Consider the following 15,465-nt stretch of genomic DNA (forward strand, 5'->3'; position numbering starts at 1 on the left):
GAGAAACGACATGCCCCCTTCGACGCTGACCCAGGTGCCCACCGCCGGCGCGGGCCCGGCAGCACGTGCCGCACGGCGCGGCGCCGTCCGTCCCGCCGCCGCGCCGGGCTGGCTCGCACCGGCCAAGGTGCTGGTTTTCGCGGCCGGCCTTTATCCGCTCGCGCGTCTCGTGCTGTTCGGGCTGACCGACCGGCTCGGCGCGAATCCGATCGAGTTCATCACGCGCTCGACGGGCCTCTGGACGCTTGTGATGCTTTGCGTCACGCTCGCCGTCACGCCGCTTCGGCGCATGACGGGGTTCACTGCGCTGCTGCGCTTTCGCCGGATGATCGGGCTGTTCGCGTTCTTTTACGCGACGCTGCATTTCACGACCTACCTGTGGTTCGACAAGTGGTTTGACGTCGTCGCGATCCTGAAGGACGTCGGCAAGCGCCCGTTCATCACGGTCGGGTTCGCCGCATTCGTGCTGCTGATTCCGCTCGCGGCAACCTCGCCGCGTGCCATGGCGCGCCGGCTCGGCCGCCACTGGGCGACGTTGCACAGCGCGATCTATGCGATCGTGCTGTTCGGCCTGCTGCACTTCTGGTGGATGAGGGCCGGCAAGCACAATCTCGCGCAGCCGAGGCTTTATGCGGCAATCGTGGCCGCGCTGCTCGGCTGGCGGCTCATTGCATGGGGATGGCGGCGCGTGCGCGCATGATGGCGCAGCCTGAAAGAACAAAAGGCGATGACCGGGAAGTCATCGCCTTGTTTCGTGGGCCGTGCAGGCGGCGCGTCGTTACTTCGCGACGGCCGGGCTCGACGCCGGTGCGGGCAGGGTCGATGCCCCGCTCGACAATTCGGGTGACAGCGTGAGCGGCGTGCCGGACGAATCGGGCACACTGTCGGACGACGCGTTTTCATCGGTCGGCTTCACGTCCGACGGCGGCGTGTCCTGCTGCTGGAGTGGCTTGGGCATCGGAGGCACGGTGGGCAGATAGAGCGCGCCGCTTTGACCGCAGCCGGCAAGAATCGCCAAAGCCGCTACAATCGCGCTCATCCGGAAAACGACTCGCATGATCGTCCCTGAACAATTGAACCGATAGAGTTTAGCATGTCCGATACCGAATACCTGACCCGTGCCGAGGCCGTGCTGGCGGCCGTCGAGCGTACCGTCGACGACGCCAACGACGGCGATCACGACATCGATCTGGAGCGCAACGGCAGCGTCCTGACGCTGACGTTCGAGAATGGCTCGAAGATCATCGTCAACCTGCAGCCGCCGATGAAGGAAGTGTGGATTGCCGCGAAGGCGGGCGGTTTCCACTACCGTTTCATCGACGGCGAATGGCGCGATACACGCACGGGCACCGAGTTTTTCTCGGCCCTCACCGAATACGCGACGCAGCAGGCCGGCCTGCCGATTACGTTCAGCGCGCCGTAACAGCTCAGCTCGAAGCCGGGGCCGTGCCCCGATGCGTCGTACCAAAGAAAAAGCGCCCCGCAGGGCGCTTTTTTCATGTCCGGGCCGGCGGTCAGTGCGCGAACAGGTTCATGATGTCCTGCTTTTCCTGCTCGTCGACGTGCGGCACGGTGGCGTCGACGTTCTGCGCGGCCGGTGCCTGCGGCACGCCAACCGTCGACACGAAGCCGTGACCGGGCGTGAACTCGGTGAAGTACAACTCGCCGCCAAGCGACTCGACGCCGTCAGGCACCGCCGGCTTGAACTCGGGCACGCCCTTCAGCGCGGCGCCCATGTAGTCGATCCAGACCGGTAGCGACAGGCCGCCACCCGTTTCGCGATCGCCGAGGCTGCGCGGATTGTCGTAGCCGATCCACGCGATCGCGGCGAGCGTGTGCTGGTAGCCGGCGAACCACGCATCGTGCGAGTCGTTCGTCGTGCCGGTCTTGCCCGCGAGGTCGGTGCGCTTCAGCACGTTGGTCCGGGCGCCCGTGCCGCGCTGCGCGACGCTTTGCAGCAGGCTGTTCATCACATATGCGTTGCGCGCGTCGATCGCGCGCGGCGCATTCTGCTCGGCGACGAGCGGCTGCGCGCGCACGACGATCGCGCCGTTCGGATCGGTGACTTCGGCGATCAGGTATGGATTGACGCGGTAGCCGCCGTTCGCGAAGACGGAGTACGCTCCCGCCATCTGCAACGGCGTGACCTGGCCCGCGCCGAGTGCCATCGGCAGGTAGGCCGGATGACGTTCGGCGTCGAAGCCGAAGCGCGTGATGTACTGCTGCGCGTACTTCGTGCCGATGTGGTTCAGGATCCGGATCGACACGAGGTTGCGCGAGCGCTGCAGCGCGGTACGCATCGACATCGGGCCTTCGAAGCCGCCACCGTAGTTCTTCGGTTCCCACGGCTGGCCGCCCGTTTCGGCCGCGCTGAAATACAGCGGGCCGTCGTTGATCACGGTTGCCGGCCCGAGGCCCTTGTCGAGCGACGCCGAATAGATGAACGGCTTGAACGACGAACCCGGCTGCCGCCATGCCTGCGTGACGTGGTTGAACTTGTTCTTGTTGTAGTCGAAGCCGCCGACGAGCGAGCGGATCGCGCCGTCCTGCGGGACGATCGACAGGAACGCCCCCTCGACCTGCGGCAACTGCGTGATCGACCATGTGCCGGTGTCGTTCTTGACGACGCGGACGATCGCACCCGGGCGGATGCGACGATTCGGCTGCGCGTTGGCCGACAGCGCGCCCGACGCGAAGCGCAGGTTGTCGCCTTCGATCGTCGCATTGCTGCCGTCGATGAACGCAACCGTGATCTGGCGCGGACTGGCGGCCGTGACGACCGCGGCAATCAGCTCACCGTTGTCGGGGTGTTCCAGCAGCGCATCGTCGATCGCCTGTTCGCGGTCGTCGGCACCGGCCGGCAGCTCGATGAAGCCTTCCGGCCCCCGATAGCCGTGCCGGCGTTCGTAATCCATGATGCCCTTGCGCAGCGCGGTGTACGCGACCTGCTGGTCCGCGGAGTCGATCGTCGTGACGACGTTGAAGCCGCGTGTGTAGGTTTCCTCACGGTACTGCGCGTACATCATTTGCCGGACCATTTCCGCGACGTACTCTGCGTGCACGCTGAAATCGCGGCCCGGGCCCTTGACGACGAGCGGCTGTGCGACGGCCTCGTCGTACTGCTCGCGCGAGATGAAGTTCAGCTCGAGCATCCGTTGCAGGATGTATTCCTGGCGTACCTTCGCGCGCTTCGGGTTCACGACCGGGTTGTACGCGGACGGCGCCTTCGGCAGCCCCGCGAGCATCGCCGCTTCGGCGAGCGTGACGTCCTTCAGGTCCTTGCCGAAGTAGACCCGCGCGGCGCTCGCGAAGCCGTACGCGCGCTGGCCGAGATAGATCTGATTCATGTAGACCTCGAGAATCTGATCCTTCGTCAGCGCACGCTCGATCCGGTACGCGAGCAGCATTTCGTAGATCTTGCGCGTGTAGGTCTTCTCGCTCGACAGGAAGAAGTTGCGCGCGACCTGCATCGTGATCGTGCTCGCCCCCTGCGATGCATGGCCGTTCGTCAGCGCGACGAAGCCGGCGCGGACGATGCCGGTGAGGTCCACACCGCCGTGATCGTAGAAGCGCGCGTCTTCGATCGCCAGGATCGCTTTCTTCAGCGAGTCGGGCACGTCCTTGAAATGGACGACGTCGCGGCGTTCTTCACCGAATTCGCCGATCAGGACGTGATCGGACGTATAGATGCGCAGCGGCACCTTCGGCCGATAGTCGGTCAGCGCGTCGAGCGACGGCATGTTCGGCCACGCAACGACGAGCGCGTAGCCGAGCACGAGGCCGCCGGCCACGACGAGCGCCACGCACATCGTGGCGAATCCGAGCAGGACTTTTTGCCACCAGGGACGCTTCTTCGGCTCCGGGGCAGGAGGCGGGGACGTAGGAGTCGTGGATTGCATAGGCATACCGGAAAACAGTCCCGCGATTATAGCCGCCCGGTAAGACCGGTCCTGACGCGGGGGCCGCCCGCCGCGAAGACACGGCTTGGCGCACTTCCAGCATAGCCCGCGCGAGGCCGTCGCGAGCGGATGCTGGCCGTTAGGCCGACTGTCGGCCGCCCGCGCCGCTTTGCAGAATCAGGTCTCGGAAACGCGGCACGGGCCGCGACGATTTCGGGAGGCTGGGATGGCGGGACGATGGGGCGCGCGGCTTGCGCGGGGCGGGCACCGGTCGACGGGAATCGACGTCGGTGCGGACGAGGTGAGGGTGGCCGTGCTGAGCCGGCGCGGCCGGGGCGCTCAGGTGTACGTCGAGGGACTCGAACGGGAGCCGGTCGGGTTGGCGGGCGGGCCTGAGGATGCGCGCTGGGCGGCGGTCGCGCGTGCGCTGGCCGCGGCCGTGTCGAGACTGTCGGCGGCCGGCGTGCGGTGCGACACGCGTGGTGTGATGGCGTTGCACGATGACGAGATGCGCACCGCGACGCTGGATCTGGCCGGGCGGGACGACATCGAGGACGCCGCGCGGCAGGCGGCCGAACGCATCTCGGGGCTGGCGCCGGACGGGTTCGCGTTCGACTGGCGGCAGGATGGCGGAGTGGGGGCGGCCGAGATCGAGATTGCAGTGGCCCCGCTGGCGCTGCTCGAACGGCGGATCGACGTAGCCGCGCAGGCCGGTATCGACCTGACGGTGGTCGACGGCGAGTCGGCCGCGGCGCTGCGTGCGTTGCGCTATGCCGCGCAAATCGAACCCGACGCGCAGGCGGGGCCCTGCGCGGCACTCTGGTTTCATGACTCGGGCGTGCATGGCTGGCGCATCGACGGCCCGTTGGCCGTACCGGTGCTGACGCTGTCCGGCGCCGTGCCGGGGGCGATTTCCGATGCATTGCGCAGGCGGGCGCTCGGGGCCTTGTGTTGCGTACTCGTGGCCGGGGACGAGCGGTGCATCACCCGTTTCGATACGTCCATCGCCGAGATCGGCGACGTACTCGGCGCGGTTGCGGTGCCGTTCGACTGCACGGGCTGGAACGGGCAAGCGTGCCCGCCCGCCTGCACGCCGGGCGGCCCGGCATGGGCTGTCGCGTTCGGACTGGCATTGCGCGGGGCGTGGGAATGACGGTCCGTCATGCGGGGCCGGGGGGCTTCAACCTGCTGCCCTACCGCGAGCGGCTGGCGCAGGCGTTGCGACATCGTCGCGCCATGCAGTGCGGTGCGGCGATTCTGCTCGGCGTGCTCGGCGCCGGCCTGTGGACAGGCGCCGCCGCCGGGGCGCGGTGGCGTGTGGATACCGAGCGCGCAAGCGTGGAGGCGCGGCTGCGGCAGTTGCAGCCGCAGGTGGGCGCCGCGACGCGCGCTGCCAATGCAGCGGCCGTTGCCTCGCAGCGTGACGCGCAGGCGGACGCGCTTGCCGCTCCCTACCGGCACGTCGCGGGGCTGCTGGCCATGTTGGCGGAGGTGCGCGACGGCACCGTGCGGCTCGACGCGCTGCGCACGACGTCGGCCGGTGCCGTGCTCGATGCACGCGCCGCGAGCTACCGGGCGGCCGCGCGATGGCTCGCCGGGATGGCGCGCGAGCAGCGTGGCTGGCGGATCGACATCGATGCGTTGAAGCCTGCCTCGGATGCGCCTGTCGCGACGGGCGGGATGCCTTTCCGGTTCTCGGTTCAACTGCGCTGGCACGACGCGATGCCGCCTCGAAAAGCCCCGGGAGGTGGCGCATGACGACGGCGTTCGCGCATCGGCCCGCACGGCGTGGCGATGAATGGCTGGGGGGCATGCGGCGCGTGTCGCCGGCGGCGGCACACATCGCGGGCTGCATGCTCGCGTTCGCGGCCGTGCTGGCGGGTGGCATTCATCTGGCGAATGCCGCCGACTGGAGCGGGCTTGCGCACAGCCGCACGTTGCTGGCGGCGGCGCAGATGCGTGAGGCCGACGCGCAGCGTGTTCTGACGGCGGCTGTCCGGCAACGCGACGGGCATCCGGCGGCGGCACGCGGCGATCGCTCGTCGCATGCGCCGGAATGGGCCGCGTTGATGCTGGAACTGGCGGATCGCGCCGCGTCGAGCGGGCTGCTCGGCGTATCGATCGAGCCGTTGCGCGCCGATGGTGCGGGTCCGGACGGCCGGCGCACGGTGCGCATCGTCGCGGATGGCGGCTTTCGCGCATTGCTGCAGATGGTCGGCGGCCTGGCGCGTTTCCCGGTGCTGGCGGTGCCGACCGCGCTGCGCGTCGAACGGGGAAAGGAGGCCGCGCGCGTGGAAATGTCTGTCGACGTGTTTCCGGGGTTGCCGGCGGTAATGTCCACGGGCGGGGAGGCGCCGGTTCTGGCCGATGCGTCCGGTGCCGATCCGTTCGGCGAGGCTGATTCGTCTGATGTGGCGGGAGCGGCTGCTCGCCTGGCCGGCACGATCCGCGATGGGCGCACCGGTCTCGCATTGTTCGACGACGGTGACGGCGCGTTCACGGCCGTGGTGCCCGGCGAAACCCTCGGGGCAGCGCGAGTGGTGCGAGTCGATCCCGTCGCCGTGACGCTCGCGACGGCGGACGGCGCATACCGAGTCACCCTGAACGAACGGAGGCGGCCATGATGAAACCCGGATGTCGGGCACTTGCCGTCTGGGCCGGATTGAGCGCGGCCGGTGCAAGCGCCGCGTTGCCGCCGCTGCCGGCCGTCTGGCCCGCAGCATCGACGGATACGCCGGTGCCGGGCCTGCCGCTGCCGCAAGGTGCGGTGGACGGTGCGGACAACATCGTATCGACGGCAGCCGGCCAGCCGCCGTTCGACCAGGCGGCTCGCGCGGCGCTTCAGGCGGAGGCCGCCACCCCGGCACCCGGGCTGGAGGGGCCGCCGATCCCGTTGGCGCCGCCGGCCCGGATGGCCGACGCTGCTGCCCGACACCCGGGCGATGCGGACGACGCACGGCGGATCTCGCTGAATCTGCAGGGTGCGGGGCTCGCGGCCGCATTCGACGCGTTCGCCCGGTTCACCGGACTCAATATCGTCGTCGGCGAGCAGGTGCGTGGCACCGTCACGTTACGTCTGAACAATGTGCCTTGGCGCGATGCCTTTGACACGCTGATCGATACGCACGGGCTCGCGATGTCCCGGCGGGGCAACGTGATATGGGTCACGCCGGCGGCCGAGCTGGCCGCGCGCGAACGCGAGCGCTTCGAAATGCACGCGCGGGCCGCTGATCTGGAGCCGCTTGCGAGCCGTACGTTCGCGCTGCACTACCCGCGCGCGCAGGACGTGCAACGGCTGCTGGCCGGCGCGACCGGCCAGCGCCTGCTGTCGAAGCGCGGCGCCGCGGCGGCCGATCCGCGCACGAACCTGCTGTTCGTCACCGATCTCGCGCCGCGTCTCGGCCAGATCGCGAGCCTGATCGATGCGATCGACCGGCCGTCGCGGCAGGTCCGGATCGAGGCCCGCATTGTCGAGGGCGAGCAGGGTTTTTCGCGCAATTTAGGCGCACGCGTCGCGCTGCGGGCGCAGGAGCGGCCGCCGTCGGGCGAGAGCGGCACATTCACGACCGGCGCGCGCAACGCGCTCGACCTTGCCGCGCGGCCGCTCGGCGGCTTCGAAGCGGCAACCGCCGGCTTCACGCTGTTCGCCGCGCCGCTCAGCCGCGTGCTCGATGTCGAACTGAGCGCGCTCGAGGCGCAGGGGCGGGGCCAGATCGTTTCGAGCCCGCGCGTGGTGACCGCCGATCGCGTCAAGGCCATCGTGGAACAGGGTTCGGAGCTGCCGTACCAGGCGAAGGTCGGCAACGGCGTGAGCGGCGTGCAGTTCCGCCGGGCGACGCTCAAGCTCGAGGTCGAGCCGCAGATCACGCCGGACGGGCGCGTGGTGCTCGACCTGGACGTGACGAAGGACAGCATCGGCGAGCCGACGGCGGCCGGTCCGGCGATTCATACAAAGCACGTCCAGACGCGCGTCGAGGTTGAGAACGGCGGGACGGTCGCGATCGGCGGGATCTATGAGCAGCTGAACCGGAACGATGTGACGCGCGTGCCGCTCTTGGGCAAAATACCGTTTTTGGGCGCGCTTTTCCGGCATCGCGCGCAGCGCGACCAGCGCAGCGAACTGGTCGTCTTCATCACACCGACCGTCGTCGATGCGCGCTGCGATGCGCGCGGCGCGGGCGGCGCGGATGTCGAAAAAACGGGGCCGGAAGCCGCCGGCGCAGGCTCGACAAGGCAGCCGCTTTGCCAGTAAGCTGCGCCACACACCAGCAAGATTGAAGCAGAGGAAGCCGTTGCAAGCGCGGGACCCACATGCAAACGTATTTTTCGTCGGCCTTATGGGAGCGGGTAAGACCACCGTGGGCCGTGCGGTCGCGCGTCGTCTCGACAGGACGTTCTTCGACTCCGACCACGAAATCGAGGCCCGCACGGGCGCACGCATTCCGGTGATCTTCGAGCTGGAGGGCGAGGCCGGGTTTCGCGATCGCGAAACGCAGGTGATCGCCGATCTCACGCAGCGCGAGAACATCGTGCTCGCGACGGGCGGCGGCGCGGTGCTGCGCCCGGAAAACCGCGACTGCCTGAAAAGCCACGGCATCGTCGTCTACCTGCGCGCCAATCCGCACGATCTGTGGCTGCGCACGCGCAAGGACAAGAACCGCCCGTTGCTGCAAACCGAAGATCCGAAAGGGCGTCTCGAAGCGCTCTACGAGGTACGCGATCCGCTGTACCGCGAATGCGCGGATTTCGTCATCGAGACCGGCCGTCCGTCGGTCAACGGTCTCGTCAACATGGTGTTGATGCAACTCGAACTGGCGGGCGTCATCGCCAAGCCGCTACAAGCATGATTACTGTCAACGTCGATCTGGGCGACCGCGCCTATCCGATTCACATTGGCGCCGGCCTGATCGGCCGCGCCGAACTGTTCGCGCCTCATATCAAGGGCTCGTCCGTCACGATCGTCACGAACACGACGGTCGATCCGCTCTACGGCGACGCGCTGCGCGCGGCGCTCGCGCCGCTCGGCAAGCGCGTATCGACGGTCGTGCTGCCGGACGGCGAGGCGTACAAGAACTGGGAAACGCTGAACCTGATCTTCGACGGCCTGCTGACCGACCGCGCGGACCGCAAGACGACGCTCGTCGCGCTTGGCGGCGGCGTGATCGGCGACATGACGGGCTTTGCGGCCGCGTGCTACATGCGCGGCGTGCCGTTCATCCAGGTGCCGACGACGCTGCTGTCGCAGGTCGACTCGTCGGTCGGCGGCAAGACGGGCATCAACCACCCGCTCGGCAAGAACATGATCGGCGCGTTCTACCAGCCGCAGGCCGTGATCGCGGACATTGGCGCGCTGACGACCCTGCCCGATCGCGAACTGGCGGCCGGCGTCGCCGAGATCATCAAGACCGGCGCGATTGCCGATGCTGAATTCTTCGACTGGATCGAGGCGAACGTCGACGCGCTCAACCGTCGCGACCCGGCTGCGCTCGCACATGCGGTGAAGCGCTCGTGCGAGATCAAGGCGAGCGTGGTGGCGGCCGACGAACGCGAAGGCGGCCTGCGCGCGATCCTGAACTTCGGCCACACGTTCGGCCACGCGATCGAGGCTGGGCTCGGCTACGGCGAGTGGCTGCACGGCGAGGCGGTCGGCTGCGGGATGGTGATGGCGGGTGACCTGTCGGTGCGGCTCGGCCTGCTCGACGAAGCGTCGCGGCAGCGCCTCGACGCGGTGATCGCGGCCGCGCACCTGCCGACCCGCGGGCCCGCGCTCGGCGACGCGCGCTACATGGACCTGATGCGCGTCGACAAGAAGGCCGAGGCCGGTGCGATCAAGTTCATCCTGCTGAAGCGATTCGGCGATACGCTGATCACGCAGGCGCCGGACGAAGCCGTGTCCGCTACACTGGCACAGACGACCCGCTAACGGCCGCCCGGATGCCCCGGCGCCCCTGACCTGGAGGAGACGTGAGCGAGACATCCAGCAGCACACTGCCCGAAGCCGGCCGCGCATCCGCTGCGCCGGTGGCCGAGCCGCCGACGCTGGCGGCGCTGGAAGCCCATCTCGCTCCGTATGCCGCACACGCGTCGCAGTCGCGCGGCCGCCGCCATCCGGAAACACCGCCGGCGGCGCGCACCGAATTCCAGCGCGACCGCGACCGCATCGTTCATTCGACCGCGTTTCGCCGTCTCGAATACAAGACGCAGGTCTTCGTCAATCACGAAGGCGACCTGTTTCGCACCCGCCTCACACACAGTCTCGAAGTCGCGCAGATCGCGCGCTCGGTCGCGCGCAACCTGCGCCTGAACGAGGATCTCGTCGAGGCGATCTCGCTCGCGCACGATCTCGGCCATACGCCGTTCGGCCATGCCGGGCAGGACGCACTGAATGCCTGCATGCGCGAGCATGGCGGTTTCGAGCACAACCTGCAGAGCCTGGCAGTCGTCGACGAGCTCGAGGAGCACTACGGCGCGTTCAACGGGCTGAACCTGTGCTTCGAAACGCGCGAAGGCATCCTGAAGCACTGCTCGCGCGAGAATGCGCGCAAGCTCGGCGCGCTCGGCGAGCGCTTCCTGCAGGGCCGCCAGCCGTCGCTCGAAGCGCAGCTCGCCAACATCGCGGACGAGATCGCGTACAACAACCACGATGTCGACGACGGCCTGCGTTCCGGCCTGATCACGATCGAGCAACTCGCGGAAGTCGAACTGTGGCAGCGCCACTACGAGGCGGCGCTCTCCGAATTCCCGCACCTCGAAGGCCGCCGTCTCGTGCACGAGACGGTGCGCCGGATCATCAACACGCTGATCGTCGACCTGATCGACGAGACGACGCGCAATCTCGTGCGCGTCGCGCCCGCGTCGCTCGATGACGTGCGCGCCGCGCCGCCGCTCGTGTCGCACAGCGAGACGGTTGCTGCGCAGGCGGCCGCCCTCAAGCGTTTCCTCTTCAAGAACCTCTATCGCCACTACAAGGTCATGCGCATGGCGAGCAAGGCGCAGCGCGTCGTCACCGGGCTGTTCGATGCATTCATCGACGATCCGCGCCTGCTGCCGCCGCCTTACCAGTCCGACGACACCGCGCAGCAGCCGCGCCTCGTCGCGCACTACATCGCCGGCATGACCGACCGCTTCGCGCTGAAGGAGTATCAGCGCCTGTTCGTCATCAACGACAACTGACTGTCACAAACGATCACTAGACTTCGCCGGTTCAATGGCGACGGGAATGTTGCACACGCTGTTGGTAACGTTTTCATAGGAGAGAGGTCGATGAAGAAGAAGCCTGCGGGGACACTGGTTCGTTCTATCGCGCTCGGCGGCGCGCTGATGTTCGGGGTGCAGCACGTGGCGCTCGCCGCGACGGAAATCCAGTTCTGGCACGCGATGGAAGCCGCGCTCGGCGAGCGGGTCAACGCGATTGCCGACCAGTTCAATGCGTCGCAGAGCGACTACAAGATCGTGCCGGTCTTCAAGGGCACCTACGACCAGGCGCTCGCGGCCGGCATCGCCGCCTATCGGAGCGGCAACGCGCCGGCGATCCTCCAGGTCTATGAAGTCGGCACGGCCACGATGATGCAGGCGAAGAAGGCCGTCGTGCCTGTCTACGACGTGTTCAAGCAGGCCGGCGTGCCGCTCGACGAAAAGGGGTTCGTGCCGACCATCGCGAGCTACTACAGCGACGCGAAGACGGGCCACCTCGTATCGATGCCGTTCAACAGCTCGACGCCGGTGCTGTACTACAACAAGGACGCGTTCAGGAAGGCCGGCCTCGACCCGAACCAGCCGCCGAAGACGTGGGCCGACGTGAAGGCCGACGCCGAGAAGCTGCGCAAGTCGGGGATGGCATGCGGCTTCACGACCGGCTGGCAGGGCTGGATTCAGCTCGAGAACTACAGTGCCTGGCACGGGCTGCCGTTCGCGAGCCGCAACAACGGCTTCGACGGCACCGACGCGGTGCTCGAATTCAACAAGCCGCAGCAGATCGCGCACATCTCGTTCCTGCAGCAGATGGCGAAGGACGGCACGTTCACTTACGCGGGCCGCAAGGATGAAGCGTCGGCGAAGTTCTACAGCGGCGACTGCGGGATCATGACGACGTCGTCGGGCGCGCTCGCGAACGTGCAGAAGTTCGCGAAGTTCAGCTACGGCACGGGCATGATGCCGTACGATGCGAACGTGAAGGGCGCGCCGCAGAATGCGATCATCGGCGGTGCGAGCCTGTGGGTGCTGGCCGGCAAGGATCCGGCGACCTACAAGGGCGTCGCGAAATTCCTCGCGTACCTGGCCTCTCCGGCGGTCGCCGCGAAGTGGCACCAGGACACGGGCTACCTGCCGGTGACGACCGCGGCGTACGACCTCACGCGCCAGCAGGGCTTCTACGCGAAGAACCCGAGCGCCGAAACCGCGATCAAGCAGATGCTGAACAAGCCGCCGCTGCCGTACACGAAGGGGCTGCGCCTGGGCAACATGCCGCAGATCCGCACGGTGGTCGACGAGGAGTTCGAACAGGTCTGGGCGCAGAAGAAGTCGCCGAAGGACGCGCTCGATTCGGCCGCGTCGCGCGGCGACGAACTGCTGCGCCGCTTCGAGAAGTCGGGCGGCTGAGCCCGCATCGCACCGTGCCGCCGGCCGCGTCGCATCCTGTACGGATGCGCGCGCCGGCCGGCGGCACAGCCCCTTTCCGTTGCGCCTGACCGGATATCCGCGATGCAATCCCGTTCCCGTTTCGGTACGAGCCTGTTGCCGTACCTGCTGATCGCGCCGCAGCTCGCGATCACCGCCGTGTTCTTCCTGTGGCCGGCTGGCGTTGCGCTGTGGCAGTCGACGCAGATGCAGGATGCGTTCGGCACGTCGAGCGAATTCGTCGGCCTCGCGAACTTCACGCACCTGTTCGCCGATCCGCTGTATCTCGATTCGTTCCGCACGACGCTCGTGTTCAGTTCGCTCGTCACGGTGAGCGGGCTCGTCGTGTCGCTGATCCTCGCCGCGTGCGCCGATCGCGTGATCCGCGGCGCGCGCGTGTATCGCACGCTGCTGATCTGGCCGTACGCGGTCGCCCCGACGATCGCCGCCGTGCTGTGGGCGTTCCTGTTCAACCCGAGCATCGGCCTGATCACCTATGCGCTCGCGAAGAGCGGCATCGTGTGGAACCACGCGCTGAACGGCGGCCAGGCGATGTTCCTGGTCGTGCTCGCGTCGGTATGGAAACAGGTGAGCTACAACTTCCTGTTCTTCTACGCGGGCCTGCAGGCGATCCCGCGCTCGCTGATCGAGGCGGCGGCGATCGACGGCGCCGGGCCGGTGCGGCGCTTCTTCAACATCGTGCTGCCGCTGCTGTCGCCCACCAGCTTTTTCCTGCTGGTCGTGAACCTCGTCTACGCGTTCTTCGACACGTTCCCGGTGATCGACGCCGCCACCGGCGGCGGCCCGGCGCAGAGCACGAAGACGCTGATCTACAAGATCTTCGCGGAGGGCTTCCAGGGGCTCGATATCGGCAGCTCGGGCGCGCAGTCGGTCGTGCTGATGATCATCGTCGTCGGGCTCACGGTGATCCAGTTCCGCTTCGTCGAACGCAGGGTGCAATACGCATGATCGAAAATCGCAAGGGCTTCGACCTGTTTTGCCACGCGGTGCTGATCGCGGGCGTCGTGCTGGTCGTGTTTCCCGTGTACGTCGCATTCTGCGCGGCGACGATGAACGCGCAGGAAGTGTTCACGGTGCCGCTGTCGCTCGTGCCGAGCACGCACCTGTTCGAGAACGTCGCGTACATCTGGGGGCACGGCAGCGGCGGCACGACGGCGCCGTTCGGTCGCCTGCTCGTGAACAGCTTCGCGATGGCACTCGGCATCGCGGTGGGCAAGATCGCGGTGTCGATCCTGTCCGCGTACGCGATCGTCTATTTCCGCTTCCCGTTCCGCAACACGGCGTTCTGGCTGATCTTCGTCACGCTGATGCTTCCGGTGGAAGTGCGGATCTTCCCGACCGTGCAGGTCGTGTCGACGCTGCACCTGACGAACACCTACGCAGGGCTCACGCTGCCGCTGATCGCATCGGCGACCGCGACGTTCCTGTTCCGCCAGTTCTTCATGACGCTGCCCGACGAGCTGATGGACGCCGCGCGCATCGACGGTGCGGGGCCGCTGCGGTTCTTCTGGGACGTCGTGCTGCCGCTGTCGAAGACGAGCATCGCGGCACTGTTCGTGATCACGTTCATCTACGGCTGGAACCAGTATCTGTGGCCGATCCTGATCACGACGGAGGCATCGCTGTCGACGGCGGTGGTGGGCATCAAGACGATGATCGCGAGCGGCGACGCCGCGACCGAATGGCAATACGTGATGGCGGCGACGCTGCTCGGGATGATCCCGCCGCTCGTCGTCGTGCTGGCGATGCAGCGCTGGTTCGTGCGCGGCCTCGTCGATTCCGAGAAATAAATGACGGACGGCAACCGGGAGAAAGACCAAGAATGGCTGCGCTGAGCTTGAAGGGCGTCAGGAAATCCTACGACGGCAAGCAGCACGTGCTGCATGGCATCGACGTGGAGATCGCCGACGGTGAATTCATCGTGCTGGTCGGCCCGTCGGGCTGCGGCAAGTCGACGTTGCTGCGGATGATCGCGGGGCTCGAGAGCGTGACGGACGGCAAGATCGCGATCGGCGAGCGCGTCGTCAACGCGCTGGAGCCGAAGGATCGCGACATCGCGATGGTGTTCCAGAACTATGCGCTGTACCCGCACATGACGGTCGCGCAGAACATGGGCTACGGGCTGAAGATCCGCGGAATCGAGCGAGCGACGATCGATTCGCGGGTGGCGGCGGCCGCGAAGATCCTCGAACTCGAGCCGCTGCTCGCGCGGCGGCCGCGCGAGTTGTCGGGCGGCCAGCGGCAGCGTGTCGCGATGGGTCGCGCGATCGTGCGCGAGCCGTCGGTGTTCCTGTTCGACGAGCCGTTGTCGAACCTCGACGCGAAGTTGCGCGTACAAATGCGGCTCGAGATCCAGCGGTTGCATGCGCGGCTCGCGACGACGAGCGTCTACGTGACGCACGACCAGATCGAGGCGATGACGCTCGCGCAGCGCGTGATCGTGATGAATCGCGGCTACGCGGAACAGATCGGTGCGCCGGTCGACGTGTACGAGAAGCCGGCGACGGTGTTCGTCGCCGGCTTCATCGGCTCGCCCGCGATGAACCTGATGCACGGCCGGCTGTCGGACGACGGCGCGACGTTTACGGTCGCGGGTGGCGGCCCCGCGCTGCCGGTCGCCGGCGCCCCCGGCATCGGCACGACGATCGCCACCGGGCGCGACTGGGTGCTCGGCGTGCGTCCCGAGCACATGACGCCGCAGCCGGGCGTCGCGCAGGCGACGCTGCCGGTCGACTCGTGCGAACTGCTCGGCGCGGACAATCTCGCGCACGGCCGCTGGGGCAATCACGATGTCGCGGTGCGCCTGCCGCACGCGGATCGTCCCGCGCGCGGCTCGGCGCTGGCGGCGGCGCTGCCCGCGCACCGGCTGCATTTCTTCGATCCCGAGACCGGCAAGCGTGCCGGTTGAACCTGCTGACCTTGGCGAGAG

General features: G+C 67.7%; 15 protein-coding genes. 13 read left to right on the plus strand and 2 right to left on the minus strand.

The window, feature by feature from the left end; all coding sequences use genetic code 11:
• Positions 1–10: 10 nt before the first annotated feature.
• Positions 11–700 (plus strand): protein-methionine-sulfoxide reductase heme-binding subunit MsrQ, encoded by a 690-nt coding sequence (gene msrQ / locus ACPTTC_RS01725; RefSeq protein ID WP_423391363.1) that lies wholly within the window; start codon positions 11–13, stop codon positions 698–700.
• A gap of 78 nt (positions 701–778) precedes the next feature.
• Here msrQ and lptM read toward each other — a convergent pair whose 3' ends face one another.
• Positions 779–1,057: an LPS translocon maturation chaperone LptM gene (lptM, locus tag ACPTTC_RS01730; RefSeq protein WP_175957905.1), complete on the minus strand. Its 279-nt coding sequence runs from the start codon at positions 1,055–1,057 to the stop codon at positions 779–781.
• 36 nt (positions 1,058–1,093) lie between these two features.
• On the opposite strand from lptM, the gene cyaY reads away from it, so the two are divergent.
• The gene (gene cyaY, locus ACPTTC_RS01735) at positions 1,094–1,423 is read left to right on the plus strand and encodes an iron donor protein CyaY (protein ID WP_039366759.1); all 330 of its coding nucleotides are present in this window, start codon (positions 1,094–1,096) and stop codon (positions 1,421–1,423) included.
• A gap of 91 nt (positions 1,424–1,514) precedes the next feature.
• Here the strand turns inward: cyaY and ACPTTC_RS01740 are convergent, their stop codons facing one another.
• Positions 1,515–3,905 carry a penicillin-binding protein 1A gene (locus tag ACPTTC_RS01740; RefSeq protein ID WP_423391364.1) on the minus strand — a complete coding sequence of 797 codons (2,391 nt, stop codon included), beginning with the start codon at positions 3,903–3,905 and terminating at the stop codon, positions 1,515–1,517.
• 220 nt (positions 3,906–4,125) lie between these two features.
• Between ACPTTC_RS01740 and ACPTTC_RS01745 the strand changes: the two genes are divergently transcribed.
• From ACPTTC_RS01745 to ACPTTC_RS01795, 11 genes are all read left to right on the plus strand, one after another.
• Positions 4,126–5,052 (plus strand): competence protein ComA, encoded by a 927-nt coding sequence (locus ACPTTC_RS01745; RefSeq protein WP_423393305.1) that lies wholly within the window; start codon positions 4,126–4,128, stop codon positions 5,050–5,052.
• Positions 5,049–5,657: a fimbrial protein gene (locus ACPTTC_RS01750; protein ID WP_423391365.1), complete on the plus strand. Its 609-nt coding sequence runs from the start codon at positions 5,049–5,051 to the stop codon at positions 5,655–5,657. The genes ACPTTC_RS01745 and ACPTTC_RS01750 overlap by 4 nt, the downstream gene beginning before the upstream one ends.
• On the plus strand, positions 5,654–6,523 hold the full coding sequence (locus tag ACPTTC_RS01755) for a pilus assembly protein (RefSeq protein ID WP_423391366.1): 870 nt from the start codon (positions 5,654–5,656) through the stop codon (positions 6,521–6,523). Before ACPTTC_RS01750 ends, ACPTTC_RS01755 begins: the two co-directional genes overlap by 4 nt.
• Positions 6,520–8,151: a type IV pilus secretin PilQ gene (locus ACPTTC_RS01760; protein ID WP_423391367.1), complete on the plus strand. Its 1,632-nt coding sequence runs from the start codon at positions 6,520–6,522 to the stop codon at positions 8,149–8,151. The genes ACPTTC_RS01755 and ACPTTC_RS01760 overlap by 4 nt, the downstream gene beginning before the upstream one ends.
• Positions 8,152–8,191: 40 nt before the next feature.
• On the plus strand, positions 8,192–8,746 hold the full coding sequence (gene aroK, locus ACPTTC_RS01765) for a shikimate kinase AroK (RefSeq protein WP_175957917.1): 555 nt from the start codon (positions 8,192–8,194) through the stop codon (positions 8,744–8,746).
• Positions 8,743–9,822 carry a 3-dehydroquinate synthase gene (aroB, locus tag ACPTTC_RS01770; RefSeq protein WP_423391368.1) on the plus strand — a complete coding sequence of 360 codons (1,080 nt, stop codon included), beginning with the start codon at positions 8,743–8,745 and terminating at the stop codon, positions 9,820–9,822. Before aroK ends, aroB begins: the two co-directional genes overlap by 4 nt.
• A gap of 41 nt (positions 9,823–9,863) precedes the next feature.
• Positions 9,864–11,072, plus strand: a complete 1,209-nt coding sequence (locus ACPTTC_RS01775) for a deoxyguanosinetriphosphate triphosphohydrolase (protein ID WP_423391369.1) — start codon at positions 9,864–9,866, stop codon at positions 11,070–11,072.
• Positions 11,073–11,162: 90 nt separating this feature from the next.
• Positions 11,163–12,497 (plus strand): sn-glycerol-3-phosphate ABC transporter substrate-binding protein UgpB, encoded by a 1,335-nt coding sequence (gene ugpB, locus ACPTTC_RS01780; protein ID WP_423391370.1) that lies wholly within the window; start codon positions 11,163–11,165, stop codon positions 12,495–12,497.
• Between the two features lie 102 nt (positions 12,498–12,599).
• Complete coding sequence (gene ugpA, locus ACPTTC_RS01785; RefSeq protein WP_039366730.1) at positions 12,600–13,484, plus strand: sn-glycerol-3-phosphate ABC transporter permease UgpA; 885 nt, start codon at positions 12,600–12,602, stop codon at positions 13,482–13,484.
• Positions 13,481–14,326, plus strand: coding sequence for a sn-glycerol-3-phosphate ABC transporter permease UgpE (gene ugpE, locus ACPTTC_RS01790; RefSeq protein WP_226200890.1), 846 nt, complete (start codon positions 13,481–13,483; stop codon positions 14,324–14,326). Before ugpA ends, ugpE begins: the two co-directional genes overlap by 4 nt.
• Positions 14,327–14,358: 32 nt before the next feature.
• Positions 14,359–15,444 carry a sn-glycerol-3-phosphate import ATP-binding protein UgpC gene (locus ACPTTC_RS01795; RefSeq protein ID WP_423391371.1) on the plus strand — a complete coding sequence of 362 codons (1,086 nt, stop codon included), beginning with the start codon at positions 14,359–14,361 and terminating at the stop codon, positions 15,442–15,444.
• The last annotated feature ends 21 nt before the right edge of the window (positions 15,445–15,465 follow it).

The sequence above is a fragment of the Burkholderia mycopellens genome (assembly GCF_964265025.1).
In the GTDB taxonomy this organism is placed as follows: Bacteria; Pseudomonadota; Gammaproteobacteria; order Burkholderiales; family Burkholderiaceae; genus Burkholderia.